Origin of the sequence: Xanthomonas sp. WHRI 7065, from assembly GCF_040203115.2 — a bacterium.
Taxonomy (GTDB): Bacteria; Pseudomonadota; Gammaproteobacteria; order Xanthomonadales; family Xanthomonadaceae; genus Xanthomonas; species Xanthomonas arboricola.
Genome location: NZ_CP168194.1, coordinates 2,583,649 through 2,601,518 on the forward strand (window position 1 = coordinate 2,583,649; position 17,870 = coordinate 2,601,518).

9 protein-coding genes are annotated in these 17,870 nt (G+C 67.6%); all 9 read left to right on the plus strand.

Annotated elements, in window-relative coordinates:
* Nucleotides 1-3 precede the first annotated feature (3 nt).
* Nucleotides 4-1,170, plus strand: a complete 1,167-nt coding sequence (locus tag ABQY64_RS10860; protein WP_349780586.1) for a methyltransferase domain-containing protein — start codon at nucleotides 4-6, stop codon at nucleotides 1,168-1,170.
* Nucleotides 1,171-1,207: 37 nt separating this feature from the next.
* Nucleotides 1,208-5,341 carry an amino acid adenylation domain-containing protein gene (locus tag ABQY64_RS10865; protein WP_349780587.1) on the plus strand — a complete coding sequence of 1,378 codons (4,134 nt, stop codon included), beginning with the start codon at nucleotides 1,208-1,210 and terminating at the stop codon, nucleotides 5,339-5,341.
* A 60-nt stretch (nucleotides 5,342-5,401) separates the two neighbouring features.
* The gene (locus tag ABQY64_RS10870; RefSeq protein WP_349780588.1) at nucleotides 5,402-11,860 is read left to right on the plus strand and encodes a non-ribosomal peptide synthetase/type I polyketide synthase; all 6,459 of its coding nucleotides are present in this window, start codon (nucleotides 5,402-5,404) and stop codon (nucleotides 11,858-11,860) included.
* A 140-nt stretch (nucleotides 11,861-12,000) separates the two neighbouring features.
* On the plus strand, nucleotides 12,001-12,498 hold the full coding sequence (locus ABQY64_RS10875; protein WP_252513574.1) for a HupE/UreJ family protein: 498 nt from the start codon (nucleotides 12,001-12,003) through the stop codon (nucleotides 12,496-12,498).
* Between the two features lie 28 nt (nucleotides 12,499-12,526).
* Nucleotides 12,527-14,092 (plus strand): GMC family oxidoreductase, encoded by a 1,566-nt coding sequence (locus tag ABQY64_RS10880; RefSeq protein WP_180968720.1) that lies wholly within the window; start codon nucleotides 12,527-12,529, stop codon nucleotides 14,090-14,092.
* A 49-nt stretch (nucleotides 14,093-14,141) separates the two neighbouring features.
* On the plus strand, nucleotides 14,142-14,582 hold the full coding sequence (locus ABQY64_RS10885) for a hypothetical protein (protein WP_146011157.1): 441 nt from the start codon (nucleotides 14,142-14,144) through the stop codon (nucleotides 14,580-14,582).
* 78 nt (nucleotides 14,583-14,660) lie between these two features.
* On the plus strand, nucleotides 14,661-14,846 hold the full coding sequence (locus ABQY64_RS10890) for a hypothetical protein (protein ID WP_104573359.1): 186 nt from the start codon (nucleotides 14,661-14,663) through the stop codon (nucleotides 14,844-14,846).
* Nucleotides 14,819-15,571, plus strand: a complete 753-nt coding sequence (locus ABQY64_RS10895) for a hypothetical protein (protein ID WP_146097909.1) — start codon at nucleotides 14,819-14,821, stop codon at nucleotides 15,569-15,571. The genes ABQY64_RS10890 and ABQY64_RS10895 overlap by 28 nt, the downstream gene beginning before the upstream one ends.
* A 215-nt stretch (nucleotides 15,572-15,786) precedes the next feature.
* Nucleotides 15,787-17,865 (plus strand): TonB-dependent receptor domain-containing protein, encoded by a 2,079-nt coding sequence (locus ABQY64_RS10900; RefSeq protein ID WP_349780589.1) that lies wholly within the window; start codon nucleotides 15,787-15,789, stop codon nucleotides 17,863-17,865.
* The last annotated feature ends 5 nt before the right edge of the window (nucleotides 17,866-17,870 follow it).

The window sequence follows — 17,870 nt, forward strand, 5'->3', positions numbered from 1 at the left end:
CGAATGGACTTGCGCCCGTGCATCGACGATTCACACCTTTACGGCCCGGCCCTGGACGCCGGGCTCGACGGCATCCGGATGCTGGTGGATCACACCGCGCGCGGCATGTTCGCCGCCGCGCTTGTCGGCACCGACGACGTGCACGCCGAGACATTCCTGGGACCTTCCGTCGCCGACGACGCGGCGGCGCAACCCGCGGCGGTCGCCGGCCACGGCGTGCGCAAGGCCTTGCTCGATTATCTGTTGGACGAAGGACGGCTGACGCTGGACGAGCAGGGCAGGGTGCGCGCCTCAAGTACGCTGACGGTCGCCGCCGCCGAGCGCCAGAGCGCCGACGCGCTGGTGTCGACCCGGCCGGAGCTGGCCGACGCGCGCGAATTGCTGGGGGTATTCGAGCGCCGCGCCGCGGACCTGCTGGCCGGCGCCGACGGCATCACGATCCTGCGCGATACCCTGGGGTTCCAGCGCATGCAGGCGCTGTGGGAGCGGCTGACCCTGCACCTGCCGCAGCGCCGGGTCGAGCGCCAGCTGGGCGCGGAACTGTTGATCGAGCGCATGCGCCGGCAACGCTCCGGCATCACCGTGCTGGAGTGCGGCGCCGGCGTTGGTTCGGTGCTGCGCACGGCCCTGGAACTTCCCGGCTTCATCGCGGCGGTCGATGCGCTGGAGCGATACGTCTACACCGACATCAATCCGTTCCTGATCGAATGGAGCAAGGACTGGTTTCGCCGGAACGCGCCGCCGGCGCTATTCGCCCGCATGGAGTTCCAGGTGCTGGACCTGGACGCGGGCAGCTGCACGCAGTCACCGGCGGCCGGATCGGTCGACCTGGTGATACTCGACGATGTCGCCCACGACGTCGTCGACGTCGTGGCGACGCTGCAATGGCTCGGAACGCTGCTCAGCGCCGACGGCTGGCTGGCGATGATCGAGAATTTCCGCCAGCCCGCGCGGGATTTCCTGTTCATCGAAATCTTCCCGATCACTTTCCACAGCTATAACAAAGCGCGGCTTGGGCGCGGAAGCCGGATCAACCGCGGTTTCATGAGCCTGCCCGAATGGCGCTCCGCGCTGGAGCAGGCTGGTCTACAGGCGCTGCAGGTCGTGCCCGACCCGCATCACCACCACCGCTGGCCGATGGGAGGCATCGTCGCCGCTTGCCGCGCGTAGGGGCTGACCCGCGCCACAGGCCACGGACGGAACAACGATGAGCGATCTGAGCACATTGCTGGAAGAACTGTCTTCGCTCGGCATCCGTGTGTCTGCCGAAGGCGGGCAGCTCACGCTGAGCGCGCCCAAGGGTGCGCTCAGCGACGAATTGCGCCGGCGGCTGATGCAGCACAAGCCGGCGCTGGTGGCGGCGCTGAACTCCAACCGCGGCGCTCAGGCGATCGCCGTCACGGCGCAGGCAGACATCGGCAACGATTCCGCGCCGTTCGCGCTGTCGGATTTGCAACTGGGCTTCTACCTGGCCGACGACCCGTACATGGAGTACCACGTGCGGCCGCACGCCTACATGGAAACCAACTACCAGGAGCTCGACGTCGCTGCGTACACTGGTGCCTGGAACCGTGCCTTGCGCCGCCACCGGCGTGAATTGTGCGTCGTCAACAGCTCGATCGAACTGCAGATGCTCGCCGAGTTCGAACCCGTCGCGTTCGTCGAAGACGACCTGACCGGCCAGCCCGCCGAGCACGTGCAGGCGCACCTGGCACGCGTGCGTGCACAGATGGCACGCAGCGAACTGCCGCTGGACCGATGGCCGTGGTTCGACCTGCGTATCAGCACCTGGGACCAGGACGGGGTGCGGACCTCGCGCGTTCACTACAACCACAACAGTTTTTTCGTCGATGGCTTCGGAACCTCGAAGTTGCTCGAGGAAGTCGAAGCCTGTTATCGCGGCGCTCCGGACCGCGCGTCACTGCAGCTGTCGTATCGCGACGCGGTGCTCGCGCTGGAAAACCTTGCGCGATCGCATGAGGGCGAGGTGGCGCGCGCGTACTGGTTCGATCGCCTGGCCGGTCTTCCCGCGCCGCCGGCGCTGTCCCAGGTCGCCGCGACGCGACGGCGGCGCTCGCACCTGGAGCGCCGTTCGATGCTGCTGCCCGCGGCGCAATGGACAGCGTTCAAGGACGCGGCGGCAACGTACGGCCTGACCCCGTCCAACGCGGTCGTCGCCGCGTACGCCTATGTGCTGGCCGAGTGGAGCAACAGCGATCGCTTCATCCTCAGCCAGATGGTGACGCGGCGTTTTCCGAGCGTGCACGCGGATCTGCTGGGCATGCTCGGCAACTTCGCCTCGCTGTACCCGCTGGAGATCGCGCTCGACCCAAGCCTGAGCTTCGCCGACAACGCCCGGCGCATCCAGCAGCAAGTGCTCGAGGATCTCAAGCACCTGCAGATCGGCGGCATGCAGGTGCTGCAGGAACTCAACCGCATCCGCGGTTCGTTCGGCAGCGCGCCCAGCCCGTTCGTGGTCGGCAGCGGGCTGGCGATGCGCGCTTATCGCAAGCCGGATTTTCAGGTGCTGGAAACCTCGCAGACGGTGCTGGACCACCAGTTCTTCGAGCTGGAAGACGGCAGCCTGTATGCGGTCTGGGATTTGATCGAGGAGTGCTTCCCGCCTGGTTTCATCGACGCGATGTGGGCGGCGTTCGAAGGCTGGATACACGAACTTGCGGCGGTGGCCGCGGCCTGGGACCGGCGGCAGGTGGAGTTTGCGCATGCGTGCGTCGATGCCGGAGCGACGGCTTCCTCGCCGTCCGACTGGGATCCGCACGCGCGCCTGCACGATGGCCTGGCGCGCAACGCCCGCGACGGCGGCGCCGCGGCGGCCGTGGTCGATCGCCACGGCACCGTCGATTACGCCGAGCTGGACGCATGGAGTGCGGCCTGCGCCGCGCAACTGCGCGCGCGGGGCGTCGGCCGCGGCGCAATCGTGGCGATCATGATGGACCGCGGCCGCGAGCTGATGGCCTGCGCGCTGGCGGTGGCGCGGGTCGGTGCGGCCTACGTGCCGATCGACCCCGCGCTGCCGGCCGAGCGGGTCGGCTACATGCTGCAGGACTGCGGTTGCGGCGTGGTGTTGATCCAGGCAGAACACGACGCTGCCGCCGCGTGGCCGGCGGGCGTGACGCCGTTGGCGATCGCTGAGTTCGCGCCGACGGCGCAGCCCGTGCACGACACGGCCGACCCGGCGCAGGTGCGCGGCGACGATCTTGCCTATGTGATCTATACGTCCGGCACCACCGGCCGGCCCAAGGGGGTGATGATCGAGCACGCCGCGGCCATGAACACGATCGACGAGGTCAACCGGCGCTTCGGCGTGACCGCGCACGACCGTCTCTTCGGGGTGTCCTCGTTCGGCTTCGATCTTTCCGTGTACGACCTGTTCGGTGCGCTCGCTGCCGGCGCCTGCGTGGTCTATCCGAATCCGGACGCGACCCTGGATCCGCATCATTGGCTCGACCTGCTCCAACGCGAGCGGGTCACGGTATGGAACTCGGTACCGGCGCTGATGCGTCTGCTTGTGGAGGCCGCGCAAAGGCGTGCGGTGTCGTTGCCGGATCTACGCCTGGTCATGCTCAGCGGCGACAAGATCCCGCTGGAACTGCCCGACGCGGTGCGTGCGATCGCACCCAATGCCAGCGTGGTCAGTCTGGGTGGCGCCACCGAAGCGTCGATCTGGTCGATTTTCTATCCGATCGCGGCGGTCGATCCGACCTGGCCCAGCATTCCTTACGGCTACGCCATGGACGGGCAGTCCTGGCGCGTGCTTGGCCGTCATGGCCGGCCGTGCCCGCGCTGGGTGCGCGGCGAGCTGCTGATCGGCGGGCACGGCCTGGCCCGCGGCTACCTCAACGAACCGGAGAAGACCGCGCGCAGCTTCGTGATCGATGCCGCGACCGGGCAACGCTGGTACCGCACCGGCGACCTGGGGCGTTATCTCGATGGCGACTGCATCCAATGGATGGGACGGATCGATTCGCAAATCAAACTGCAAGGCCATCGCATCGAGCCGGCCGAGATCGAGGCGGTGCTTGGCGAACATCCCGACATCGCCGACGCGGTGGTGACGGTGGGAACGACAGCGAACGCACACCGGATACTGATCGGCCACGTCGCCGGTCTCGACGGCCTGCGCGCGGCCGATTGCGAGGCCTTCCTGCGCAGCAAGTTGCCCGCGTACATGGTCCCGGGCGTGTGGCGGATCCTGCCTCGCCTGCCGGTAACGGCCAATGGCAAGACCGATCGCGACGCGCTGGCGCGGACCGCGTTGGAGGTAGACCCGGCGGCGGTGACGCCGCGCGCGCATGTGCCCGCCGCGGACGAGATCGAGCGGCAGATCCGCGACATCTGGCAGCGCGTGCTCGCGCTCGATTCGCTCGGCGTCACCGACGATTTCTTCGAGGTCGGCGGGCAGTCGTTCGATGCGATCCGGATCTTCGCCGCGATCAAGCAGGCGTTCGGGCAGACCTACACACTGAGCGATTTCTGGATCGCGCGCACGGTGCGTGCGCTGGCGGCGCGGGTGAAGTCCGGCGGTGCGCCGTCCGTGCAGGGGCAGGCCGCGGTGCGTCTCAACGATGAGCGGCGCGGGACCGGCTTGTTCCTGGTGCATCCGGCCGGCGGCTCGGTGATGGCGTACGCAGCGCTCGGCCGGTACCTGCAGCGTCCGTTGTATGGCCTGCAGGTCGGCGCCGATCCGGCGCTGGCGTCTGTGCGCCGCAGCATTCCCGCGCTGGCGCAGCGGCATGTGCAGGCGATACGCAGTGCCCAGCCGGTCGGGCCGTACGCGATAGGCGGCTGGTCGACCGGCGCAGTGCTCGCGTTCGAAATCGCCGCACAACTGCAAGCTGCCGGAGAGCAGCTCAGTTCGCTCGTGCTGCTGGACGGCCCCGCGCCGTGGCCCCGCGCCGAACCGGATCCGCAGCAACTGCTGGCGTGGTTCCTGCAGGACCTGGGACTGGGACTGCCGGTCGAGCGTCTGGCGCCGTCGTCCTTCGCCGGCCTGGATGCTGACACGCAATTGCGCAAGGCCTCGCAGGTGCTGGAGCTGTCTTACGATACGTCGCTGGCCGCGGTCTACACGGTGTTCCGCGACCAGGTCGCGGCCGCGGCGGATTACTCGCCCGGTGCGGTGCAGGCCGATGTCGTGGTGGTCCGCGTCGAACAGGATGTCGTTGCGGAATTCGCCGGCCACCCGGCGTACGATCGTGCCGACTGGGGATGGTCGCAGCATGTCTCCGGCAAGGTCGTCTGCCTGCGCGTTCCGGGCACCCACTACAGTCTGTTCGAGGACGCGACGATCGCGCAGTACCTGGAGCTGATGCATGGCTAGGCGACATGGCGTCGCGGGGCGCGGACGCGGGTCCGCGCCGGGACAATGAGGAGCGAGTCGATGCAGCAGCTGTTGGCAATTCTGGCCGAGAAGCAGGTGCGGATCGAGCTGCGCGACGGCAAGTTACATGTGCATGCCGCGCCTGGGGTGATGACCCGCGAGCTGCAGCACGCCCTGGGCGAACACAAGGATGCGCTCATCGGTCATCTGCAGGCGCAGTCCGCGCTCGCGCCAGCGGAGAACTACCCGCAGGCCGTCGCGGCGATCGAAGATGCCGACCAACCGTTTGCGCTGAATCCGGTCCAGCATGCGTACTGGTTCGGTCGCAACGGCAGTCTCGCACTGGGCGGGACGTCCACCCACGTCTACATGGAATTCGCGTGCCGTGACGCCCTCGACCCGGCGCGCCTGAGCGCGGCGTTGCGCCACGTGATCGCCCGCCATGGCATGTTGCGTGCGATCGTCGACGCGGACGGGCGCCAGCGGGTACTGCCGCGGGTCGATCCGTACCAGATCCAGGTGCACGACCTGTCCGGGCTGGACGACACCGGCACGGCGCAAGCGCTGGCCGGCATTCGCAAGGAGATGTCCGAGCTGGTCCTTCCCAGCGACCGCTGGCCGCTGTACGTGATCCGATTGATCCGCTTGCCGGGCGATGCCTGGCATCTGTGCATGGGCTGGGATTTTTTGACCATCGATGCGTGGAGCATGATGATCATTCTGCGCGAATGGGCACGGTTCTACGCCGATCCGGACTTTTCCCCGCACCCGTTGCAGCTGACTTTCAGAGACTACGTGCTGGCGGAGGAGCGCTGCCGCGCGCTGCCGTCCTACCAGCGCGCACGCCGCTACTGGCTGGACAGGCTGGACACCCTGCCAGGGCCGGCGACGTTGCCGCAGTCCAAGGCCAGGCCCGACACGCGTTATGCGTTGACGCGGCGCACGCTGAAGCTGGCGCCGTCGCAATGGACCCAGCTCAGGGCGCGCGCGCGCGCGCAGGGCATCACCGCATCGAACCTGCTGCTGGCGGCGTTCTCCGACGTGCTGGCGCGCTGGAGCGGGACCCCGCGATTCTGCGTGAATCTCACCTTGTTCAACCGCTTGCCGCTGCATGAGCAGGCGAACGCCATCGTCGGCGACTTCACCACCTTGATGCTGGTCGAAATCGACGCCTCGCGCGGCGGCAGCTTTCGCGACCGTGTCGGCCGGGTCCAGGCGCAATGCCTGCGCGACATGGAGCACCGCCAGTTCAACGCGGTGGACGTCATCCGCGAACTCAACCGCGGCAAGGACGCCGCGCTCGACGCGTCGTTCCCGATCGTGTTCACCAGCACTCTGATGCTGGACGGCAGCCGCGCCGAGAGCAGCAACGCGTTCAATGCCTTCGGCCCGATGGTCTACGGCATTTCGCAGACCCCGCAGGTGTCGCTGGATTGCCAGGTGTTCGATATCGGCGGCGAGCTGCTGGTGAACTGGGACGCATCCGATGCGCTGTTCCAGGCGGGCGTGCTCGACGCGATGTTCGCCGCCTACGCCACGCTGCTGGACACCCTGGCCGCGGATGACGCGGCCTGGGACAGCACCGATCCCGTGCCGCTGCCTGCCGCGCAGGCGGCCACCCGCGCGCGCGCGAACGCCACCGCGGCGGCAACCCCGGATCACTGCCTGCACGAGCCGTTCGTGGCCGAGGCCTTGCGCGATCCAGGCCGGTTGGCGGTGCGATGCGGCGGCCGCGCACTGAGCTATGGCAGCCTGCTCGCCAACAGCGCGACGCTGGCATCGCAACTGATCCAGTCAGGGGCCGCCCCCGGGCAACTGATCGGCATCTGCGGCGCGCGTGGGCCCGAGCAGGTGGTCGCGGTCATGGCGGTCATGCTTGCCGGCTCGGCCTATCTTCCGGTCGATGCGCGCTGGCCCGCGCTGCGCCGCGACCAGGTACTGGCTGAAAGCGAGGCCAGGATCGTGCTCGCATTGCCGGGATGCCCCGACGACGGGTTCGCCTGCGGCATCGTGCGCGTGGACGTGCGCATCGACCCGGATCGCGCCGCGCTCACCCAGGCGCCGCCACGGCGCCAGTCGCCGGCGGACCTGGCCTACGTCATTTTCACCTCCGGTTCCACCGGCCGGCCCAAGGGCGTGGTCATCGATCATCGCGCCGCCGTCAACACGGTCGCGCACATCAACCGGATCTTCGCGCTGGAAGCGAGCGACAAGGTGCTGGCGGTGTCCGACCTCGGCTTCGACCTGTCGGTCTACGACCTGTTCGGCACGCTCGCGGCCGGCGCCACGCTGGTCGTGCCGGAGCCATCGCTGGGACGCGATCCCGGCCATTGGCACACCTTGATCCGGCGCGAGTCGGTCACGGTATGGAATTCGGCGCCGCAGCTGATGAACATGCTGGTGGATTTCGCGCAGTCCATCGTCGACGGCGCGATACCCTCGCTACGCCTGGCCTTGCTGAGCGGCGACTGGATCCCGGTGAAGCTGCCCGATCGCCTGCGCGCGATCGCCGGCGATCTCGACATCGTCAGCCTCGGCGGCGCGACCGAATGCGCGATCTGGTCGATCCACTTTCCGATAGGCGCGGTGGATCCAGGCTGGTCGAGCATCCCTTACGGGATACCGCTGCCGAACCAGACCTTCCACGTCCTCGACGCCGGGTTGCGTGCGGTACCCGATTGGGTCGCCGGCGACCTGTACATCGGCGGCAGCGGCCTGGCGCAGGGGTATTGGAAGGACGAACACAAGACCAGCCTCGGCTTCCTGGTCCATCCCGACAGCGGCGAGCGGCTGTATCGCACCGGCGACAAGGGCCGCTACCGCAACGACGGCGTGATCGAGTTTCTCGGCCGCGACGATCTGCAGGTCAAGGTGCGCGGCAACCGGGTCGAACTCGGCGAGATCTCGTCGGTCCTAGCTGCGCACGCGACGGTGCGCGAAGCGGCGGTACGCGTACTCGGCGAGGGGTCGAACAGCCGCCTGGTCGCGTACGCGGTGCCGGCGAGCGCAGGCGCGGCGCTGGACGAAAGCGCCCTGCGCACCCATCTGAGCGAACGTCTGCCCGATTACATGGTGCCGGCGCGCATCCTTGCCCTGGACGGCCTGCCGCTGAGCGGGAACGGCAAAGTGCTGCTCGACAGCCTGCCGGTGCCGTCGGACGGCGAGCGCGTCGCCGCGGACACGGTCACCTTGCCACGCTCGCAAACTGAACACCGCATCTGGAGCGTATGGTGTCGGGTGCTGGGCAAGGAGCTGTTGCACATCCGCGCGAATTTCTTCGATGTCGGCGGCGACTCGTTGAGCCTGGTGGAGGTGATGAACCAACTCAACCTCGGCCGCGAGCAGCCATTGTCGATCAACGCGCTGCTGCAATACACGACCATCGAGTCGCTGGCACGGCACCTGGACGGCCAGGACGGTGCGGGCAGACGCCAGCACAATGCCGCTGCGGCGGCGAAGGCACCACCGGACGGGCACGACGACGCCGTGGCCGTGATCGGCATGGCCGGGCGCTTTCCCGATGCCGATAACGTCCACGCACTGTGGACCAACCTGACCGCGGGACATTGCGCGGTGCGCCAGTTCAGCGACGCGGCCTTGCTCGCCGCGGGCGTCGACCCGCTGCAACTGGCCGCGCCCGATTACGTCAAGGCCGGAGTGGTGCTGGCCGGCATCGACCGGTTCGACGCCGGTTACTTCGACCTCACCCCGGCCGATGCGGCGATCATGGATCCGCAACAGCGCCTGTTGCTCGAATGCGCGACCGCGGCGCTCGACGACGCTGGCTACGCGGACGAACGCGGCGGCGCCCGGATCGGCGCGTTCGTCGGCAAGGGCACCAATTTCTATCTGTACGAGCACCTGATTGGCAATCTCGAACTGGCCAGGAACGCCGACGTGATCGGCATGCTCAGCCTCAACGAGGCCGATTACGCGGCCACGCTGCTGTCGTACAAGCTTGGCCTCACCGGACCCAGCCTCGGCATCAACACCGCGTGTTCGACCTCGCTGGTCGCCGTGCACGCAGCCTGCCACAGCCTGACCCGCTCGCGTGACTGCGAGATCGCGATCGCGGGCGGTGTGACCATCGCCAACACGGTCAGCCCGTCGGGCTACTCCTACGTGAGTGGACACATCACCTCGCCCGACGGCTACTGCCGCGCCTTCGCCGACGACGCCAAGGGGTGCGTGTTCGGCAGCGGTGTGGGCCTAGTGGTGTTGAAGCCGCTCAAACGGGCGATCGCCGACGGCGACAACGTGCTGGCGGTGATCAAGGCCACGGCGATCAACAACGACGGCGCACGCAAGCTCGGCTTCACCGCGCCAAGTGCGCAAGGGCAGGCGCGGGCGATCGCCGATGCGCTGGAGGCGGCCGGTTGCGGGCCCGACGCAATCCAGTCGATCGAGGCCCACGGCACCGGGACCGCGCTGGGCGATCCGATCGAGTTCGAGGGGTTGCGCGCGGTGTTCGGCGGCCCCCGCGCCTCGGGCGAACGCTGTCCGTTGGGTTCGATCAAGACCAACATCGGCCACCTCGGCTCGGCGGCCGGGATCGCGGGGCTGATCAAGATGATCCAGTCCTTGCGCCACCGCCAGATCCCGCCGAGCCTGCATGCCGCAGTGCCGAGCCGCAAGATCGATTTCGCCGACAGCCCGTTCTTCGTCAATACCGAACTGCGCGACTGGCCGGCGCCGGCGAGCGGGCCGCGCCGCGGCGGGGTCAGTGCATTCGGCGTCGGCGGCACCAATGCGCACGTCATCGTCGAGGAAGCGCCGGCCGCGCCCGCAACGCCCGATAGGGCGCGCACCGCACGCAGCGAACTGCTGGTGCTGTCGGCGCGCACCTCCGACGCCTGCCGGCAAGCGGCGGGCGAGCTGGCCGCGGCGCTCCGCGGCGATACGCAGCTGGTGCTGGAGGACGTCGCCCATACGCTGCAGCTCGGGCGCAAGGCGCACGAATGGCGCCTAGCGCTGGTGTGCGAGGACAGCGACGACGCGGTACGCGCCCTGGATGCAGCCGCGCTGCCGTTGCGCGAATTCAACCATCGCCATACCCCGCAGGTGGTGTTGGTGCTGGCGGGCGAGGGCATCGCACGCATCGACGCGATCGCCTGCCTGCATCGGCAGGAACCCGCATTCGCCGACGCGTTCAATCGCTGCGCGCAGGTACTGCTCGGAATCGCCGCATACGACTTGCAACCGCTGCTCACGCACGCCGATGCCGCGCACATCCAGGCACTGCCGCCGCGGCAACGCATGGGCCTGCAGTTCGCGTCGGAGTATGCGCTGGCGCAGTTGTGGCTGAGCCTTGGCATCAAACCAGCGGCGCTGCTCGGGCGCGCGTTGGGCGAATACGTGGCCGCGTGCCTGGCCGCGGTGTTCTCGCTGGAAACCGCGCTGGCCCTGGTGGATGCGCAAGCGCGCCTGCTGCTGCCGCAGGAACCGGAGCAGCATTGCACGGTGGACGCGACGGCGGACTCGTTGCAGGGCCTGGTGGATGGGTGCGGTTGCCGGATCGTATCGGTGGACGGCGCGCAGCGGTGCGGCGTCAGTGGAACCGCCGAGCGGATCCTGGCTTTGTCGCAGCGCTTGCACTCGCTGGGCATCGGCCATCAACAGGCGTCGGCCGTGCTGTCGACGGCGCGCGCCGCAAGCGCGAGCGGCGATACCGGTTACGCCGCGTACGCGCAATTGCTGGCGCAGGCATCGTTGCAGCCGCCCGCACTCGCGCTGGTGCTCAGCGGTAACGAACGCGAGCGCCGCGCGCCCGACGACAGGCGCTACTGGGAACGCCAACCGTCCAACCTGGTCCAGTTCCATTCGGCGCTGCAGAAGATCGACCGGCTCGGCGATCCGATTGTGTTGTCGATCGGCGCCTGCGCGGCATTCGACGCAGTGGGGACGGACGCGCGGCCGCGTATTCGCGGTGTCGCCGCTGCAGGCGATAGCGATGGCGTGAATGATGCGCGCAAGGTCTTTCTGCAGGCCGTCGCGGCGCTGTGGATGGCTGGCGTGGACGTGGATTGGAACGGTCTGCATGCCGGATGCACGCCGCGACGCGTCTCGCTTCCCAGCTATCCGTTCCAGCGTTCGCGCCACTGGATCGAACGGTCCGCCTTCAACCGGCTCGGTGCGGCGGCCACGCTCGCGCCCGGGCACCATGGCGCACAGGAACCCGCACCGGCGACGCCGCCCGACGACGCCGCGCACGTCGCCACAACCGACCAGCGCGGCCGCATCCAGGCCGACATCGCGGCGATCTGGGAAGGCGTGCTGGGAACGAAGAACATCGGCAGCAACGACAACTTCTTCGACATCGGCGGAAAGTCGCTGACCGCCACCAGCATCTTCGCGCGGATCAAGAGCGAATTCGGACTTGAGCTTCCGCTGGATAAGATGTTCGAGTTTGCTACGATCCGGCAGATGTCTCTGTACGTCGCCGCCAAGCTGGATCCGGCGATCGTGGATCGCTTGTCGCCACAGGAACTGGAAGAAATGCTGGCCATGACGGAGGACTGATGCTGCATTTACACCACACTCGTTTGCAGGATGCCGGAGCGGCCGCATGGCTGCCATGGGGTTTGACGCTCGCATGCGCTCTTGCGCTGTGCTGGCCGGGCAGCGCGGCGGCGCATACCGTGAGCGCGGCGGAAGGTTTCATGTCCGGCCTGATGCATCCGGTCTTCGGACCGGATCATTTTCTGGCAATGCTGAGCGTGGGCATCGTCAGCACCCAGCTCGGCGGACGCTATATCTTCGTGGTGCCCGCGGTATTCGTCTGCGCCATGATCGTCGGCGCGGTGTTCGGCATCTACGGCTACCAATGGCCCGCCACCGAAGTCGGAATCGCATCGTCGGTACTCACCCTGGGCGTCGCCATCCTGCTGGTCAAGGACAACCGCTACCGCTGGTTGATCATGGCTGTGACCGCGTTGTTCGGTTCGCTGCACGGGCACGCGCACGGGCTGGAGATGCCGCACGCCGCCGATCCGGTGTTCTACGGAGCCGGATTCCTGGTCGGTACCACAGCGATCCATCTGCTCGGCGTGCTGATCGGTCACGTCATGATGGCGCGTCCGTCACTGACCCGCTATCTGCGTCTGCTCGGCGCGGGCATCGCGATCATCGGCGTGGTGTTCGTCGTCGATTTGCTCTGAACGCCTCACTGCGATGGCGGCGCGCCCGATGTCCATTCGTCACGATGCGTCCAAGCACGCGCGATACGATTGCATCGTCGTCGGCGGCGGTACCGCGGGCGTCATCGTCGCAGCGCGACTGGCCGAGGACGGCCGCCGCCGCGTGTTGTTGCTGGAGGCCGGCGACGCCGGCGGCGGCGAGCTGCCGCGCGCATTGTCGACCGCCGGCTTTCCAGTGCTGCAGGGATACAACTGGCCGTGGCAGGCGCATGTGCGGGACGAGGGCATCGGCTCGGCGGTGACGCTGCCGTATCCCATGGCCAGGACCCTGGGCGGCGGTTCGGCGATCAATGGCTCGGTCGCCGTGCATGCGCGGCGCGAGGATTACCAGCGTTGGGCAGCGGCAGGCAACCCCGGTTGGGGTTGGCAACAAGTATCGCCGTGGTGCGCGCGCGTGGACCGCGTTCTGTACGGCGACAGCGGCTCGGCATCGGCATACCCTGCATCGCTTGCCACGTCCCCGCTGCAGGACGGCTTCATCGCCGCCTGTGCCGCGCGCGGATTCCACACCGTGGACGTGGCAGTCAGCGACAGCGCGGGCGTGGGCGCGATTCCCCATAGCGCGGTCGCCGGGCGGCGGCGTTCCAGCGCCACGTTGTACCTGCGCGACGCGCCGCATCACACCAATCTCGAGATCAAGGGCGGATGCGAGGTGCGACGACTTCTCCTGACTGGAGCGGGCGAACGCGTGAACGCCTCCGGCGTGGAGGTGCGCAGCGCCAGCGGAACGGACGTTTTCCATGCTGCGCACATCGTGGTGTGCGCCGGTGCGATCGGCTCGCCTGCGTTGCTCGCACGCTCCGGAATCGGCCCGGCCGACGCGCTCGCGGCTGCTGGCATCCCGGTGCGGCTGGCGCTACCGGGCGTAGGGCAGAGCTTGCAAGACCATCCCGTGGTCAGCCTGTGGGCGAAGCCGCAGCCAGGCCGACACGCGCTGGGCGACACCCTGCATAAAGGCCTGCTGCAGTTCGCCAGCGCCGACGCCGCGCAGGGCTGCGATCTGCAGATCTTCGCCCTTGCCGGCATCCACGCCGACGACCTGCCGGGCGTCCATGAACTGGGCGGAGACGGCGTCGTGTCCGGATTGTCGAGCGTTCTCGCCGCGCCGCGTTCGACCGGCCGGATCGAATTTTTGCCGCTAGACGGTGCGCTGGTTCCGCGCATCGTCCTCAACCTGCTCGACCGCGACGACGACCTGCAGCGGATGAAGACCTGCGTGCGCATGGCATGGGACCTGATCAGGAGCCGGCCGCTGGACGCATTGATCGGCCGTCCCATGTCTTGCAGCCAGCGGGTGGTCGATTCCGATCCGTTGCTCGAACGCATGCTGCGCGTCACCGTGCGGGCGTCGTGGCATCCGGTGGGAACGTTGCGGATGGGGCCGCAACGCGACGGCATGGCCGTGGCCGACGAGCACGGACTGATTCATGGCTGTGATAATGTGTCCGTCGCCGATGCATCGCTGATTCCGGCCATTCCCACGGTGCCCACGAATCTCAGCTGCATGGTGATAGGGGAACGTATCGCCGCTCATCTGCGCGATCGGATCGGATAGACCTACGAAGGCCGCCATGGCCGGGCGCGCGCACAACATGGAGAGATCGATGAAACACTCAGAAGAGTCGCTTGCTCATCAGATCGCACTTGGATGGATCGCATCGCTGGCGATATTGGCGACGACGTTGTTGAGCATGGCCTTGTTCGGCATGTTTTCCGAAGCGGACTTTATCGCTCTGCGCCAGGATCCCGGCTACGACGGCGTGTTCGTGCTGAAAATCCTGTCCGCTGTCTACCTGTTCTCCGCAATCGGCGTCTATGCGTTCGGGTCCAGCCGCATCTTCCGCTGGGTGGAGACGTCCACGGCGATCCTGGCGTTCCTGCTGATGCTGCTGCATCACCTGAGCCATTGGGTCGCCGGCCAACGGATCGGGCTCATGTCGCATCTGATGGACGTGCTGCACCATGTTTCGATGGGGTGGGTGATCCTCAATTCACTGCGCTGGGCGCGCCTGTCGCGCAAGCCGGGGGCTGGCAAGCCTGACTGAGGCAAGATCACCGAGCGGATCGGACGACCGATGGCGACAGGCGCTTGCGCCTGGCCGAAGCCGAAGGAGGAATGCTGGATGGACAAGGAACGCAATGGGCTGTTGCTTTCGGCGACTGCATCGGCCAGCGAGGTGTTCGAACGTGTGCCGGCCCATGCCGGGCGCTACAGCAGTGCCGTCGATTCCGCCGCATCGCGACGGATGCGTGCGAAGGTGCATGCACCGGACGCTACCCTATGCAAGCGTCGGTCGTCGCTCGGCTGATGAAACCCCGGTACCGCACTCGCCGACGCTTCATCGACGCGGTGCGCTCGCACCGCATTGTCGCGTTGGCGGTCGCACTGGCACTGGCGATGCTGATGTCGTTCCAGATCGCGACCCAGACCGTGACCAGGCTGCTATGGCCCGCGCACACGCACGTTGCATCGCAAGCGCAGCGTGACGGTGTCGGCGACCACTCGCCATGCCGATGGTTGAACGCGTGCGTGCACGGGCAGGGCGCTGCCGCGACGGCCCGTCGCCCGCACGCGGCGCCAGCGATGCAAGCACAAACACCCGGTGACGCCGGCGTGGCTGCCCAGATCGCCCTGCCTGCACGCGTAGACCATTTGCGCCTGTGGCTGGAGCATGCGGACGCGCATACGCCGTTGCGCCCGACTGCCAATTCGTCGCCAGCCGAAGACGCGTTCGCTGCCGAGGCCGGGCCGGAACACTCGCACATCCAGATCCTGTCCCACGCATTGGCCCACGCGGCAGGTGTGGGTTATCACCGCCACGCCGCCGGAACCACCGGCGTGGTCTACGTCGATGACGACGGTCCGCAACTTCCAGCGAAATTGCTGATGCGCTCCGGCGACATCAGCCCGATGCTGCTGCCGGCACAACTGCTGCTGCCGATTCACGACCTGTCGTCCGCCGCACCGTCGGGCCCGCCGCTGCTGGCGCTGATCGCGCGGTACTGCCTGCCCGGTGAACGCCCGCCGCGCTGAGCGTCCGACGCCGTCGAGCATCCTCCGCCGCGGCTGCGATGCGGCGGGCGCGAAACGAATCCGCACTGCATTGCCGCAGCTTCACAGCCCGCGCTGTTGCGCCTGCCCCAAACGGGCGGCGACGGCGTCGCATGCACGTCCGCGGACCGCACCGAGGAATCGAAATGTTGCGTGCTCATCCAAGTGTCCTATCGTCGCTCCGATCGAGGGACGACGTGCATCCCCGTCATGTCACCCGCCTGGCCTTCGCCTTGTCGATCGCGTTGGCCGCACCGGCAGCGATCGCGCAAACTGTCGCCCCCCAGGACGAGGAACTCACCACCACCAATCTCGACCGCGTGCAGGTGTTCGGCCGCCGCCAGAACCTGGTCGGCGAAGCGATCAGCGCGTCGGAGGGATCGGTCGGCGTGATCGAGTTTTCCGCGCGCCCGTTGCTGCGCAGCGGCGACCTGCTCGAATTCGTGCCCGGCGTCGTCGCCACCCAGCATTCGGGCAGCGGAAAGGCCAATCAGTACTTCCTGCGCGGTTTCAATCTCGACCACGGCACCGACTTCGCCACCTTCGTCGATGCGATGCCGGTGAACATGCGCACCCACGGTCACGGCCAGGGTTATACCGATCTCAACTTCCTGATCCCGGAAGCGGTCGACGAACTCACGTACCGCAAGGGCGTGTACTACGCCGACGTCGGCGACTTTTCCTCGGCCGGTTCGGCACGGTTTCGCATCGCCGACCGGTTGGACCGCGGCCACGCCGAGCTGACCGCGGGCGGCAACGGCTACCTGCGCGGCGTTGTCGTCGACTCGGTCGATAGCGCCGGCGGTGGCTCGCTTCTCTACGGCACCGAGCTCCTGCGCAACGACGGCCCCTGGACCGACATCGATGAGGACGTGCGCAAGTTCAACGGCTTGCTCAAGTACAGCGCCGACATCGCTGGCGGCCGCGGCAGCCTGACCCTCATGGGCTACCACAACCGCTGGAACTCCGCCGACCAGATCCCGCGCCGCGCGGTCGAGCAGGGGCTGATCGACGAACTCGGTTCGCTGGACACGATGGTCGGCGGAACCTCCTCGCGCTACAGCATTTCCGCGGACTGGCACGGCCCGGCATGGGGCGGCGAACTGGCGGCGAGCGCGTATGCGATCGACTACGACCTCAGCTTGTATTCCAACTTCGCCTATTTCCTCGACGATCCGGACAACGGCGACGAGTTCCGCCAGGTCGACCAGCGACGCATCTACGGATTCGCACTGTCGCAGCAATGGACCGCCGGCCGCAGCCGCTGGCGCGTCGGCGCGGAGGGACGTTTCGACGACATCGGACGCGTCGGCCTGTTCCGCACCCGGGCCCGGCAGCTGCTGTCGACGGTGCGCGACGACGCGGTCGAAGAGGGCAGCCTGGGCGTGTTCGCCGCGCACGAGTTCCATTTCAACGACGCCTGGCGCAGCTATCTCGGTATTCGTCATGACCGTTACGACTTCGACGTCGATTCGCGCTCGTTACCGGTGAACTCCGGCAAGGCCGACGACAGCGCGACCTCGCTGAAGGCCAGCCTGGCGTGGAAGCCGGTCCAGGCAATGGAGCTCTACCTCAGCGCGGGCCAGGGCTTTCATTCCAACGACGCGCGTGGCACCACCATCGTGCTCGACCCGGTGAGCCGCGAGCCGGTCGACCGGGTCGATCCGCTGGTCGATTCCACCGGCTACGAGCTCGGCGCGCGCCTTTACTTCAGTAATCGTGTGCACGCCACCGCCGCGCTGTGGCGCCTGGATCTGGACTCGGAACTGCTGTTCGTCGGCGACGCCGGCACCACCGAGGGTAGCCGCCCGAGCCGGCGCGAAGGCATCGAGTTGGGCGTGTACTGGTTCGGCAACGGTATCTTCTCCGGCGACCTGGATGCGTCCTACACCGAGGCGCGCTTCAGCGATTCCGATCCGGCCGGCCGCAAGATCCCCGGTTCGATCCCGCTGGTGGTGTCCGCCGGCATCACCGCGCGCCTGGACAGCGGCTGGTTCTCGAGCTTGCGCGTCCGCCATTTCGGCGCGTATCCGTTGATCGAAGACAATTCGGTGAAGTCCGATGGTTCGACCCTGGTCAACCTGCGCGCCGGCCGCGAGTGGGACCGGTTCGGGGTGTACCTGGACGTGTTCAACCTGCTCGATTCCAACGACCACGATATCGATTACTTCTATGCCTCGCGCCTGCCCGGCGAGCCGGAGGAGGGCGTGGAGGATATCCACTACCATCCGCTGGAACCACGCAACGTGCGGGTGAGTTTTCGCTGGCGTTTCTAGGCTGG

Excerpts from the sequence above, each read along its gene's own strand:
- ABQY64_RS10860 (WP_349780586.1), top strand. The coding sequence starts at position 4 with ATGGACTTGCGCCCGTGCATCGACGATTCACACCTTTACGGCCCGGCC.
- ABQY64_RS10885 (WP_146011157.1), top strand. The coding sequence starts at position 14,142 with ATGAAACACTCAGAAGAGTCGCTTGCTCATCAGATCGCACTTGGATGG.
- ABQY64_RS10880 (WP_180968720.1), top strand. The coding sequence starts at position 12,527 with ATGTCCATTCGTCACGATGCGTCCAAGCACGCGCGATACGATTGCATC.
- ABQY64_RS10865 (WP_349780587.1), top strand. The coding sequence starts at position 1,208 with ATGAGCGATCTGAGCACATTGCTGGAAGAACTGTCTTCGCTCGGCATC.
- ABQY64_RS10875 (WP_252513574.1), top strand. The coding sequence starts at position 12,001 with ATGTCCGGCCTGATGCATCCGGTCTTCGGACCGGATCATTTTCTGGCA.
- ABQY64_RS10870 (WP_349780588.1), top strand. The coding sequence starts at position 5,402 with ATGCAGCAGCTGTTGGCAATTCTGGCCGAGAAGCAGGTGCGGATCGAG.
- ABQY64_RS10890 (WP_104573359.1), top strand. The coding sequence starts at position 14,661 with ATGGACAAGGAACGCAATGGGCTGTTGCTTTCGGCGACTGCATCGGCC.
- ABQY64_RS10895 (WP_146097909.1), top strand. The coding sequence starts at position 14,819 with ATGCAAGCGTCGGTCGTCGCTCGGCTGATGAAACCCCGGTACCGCACT.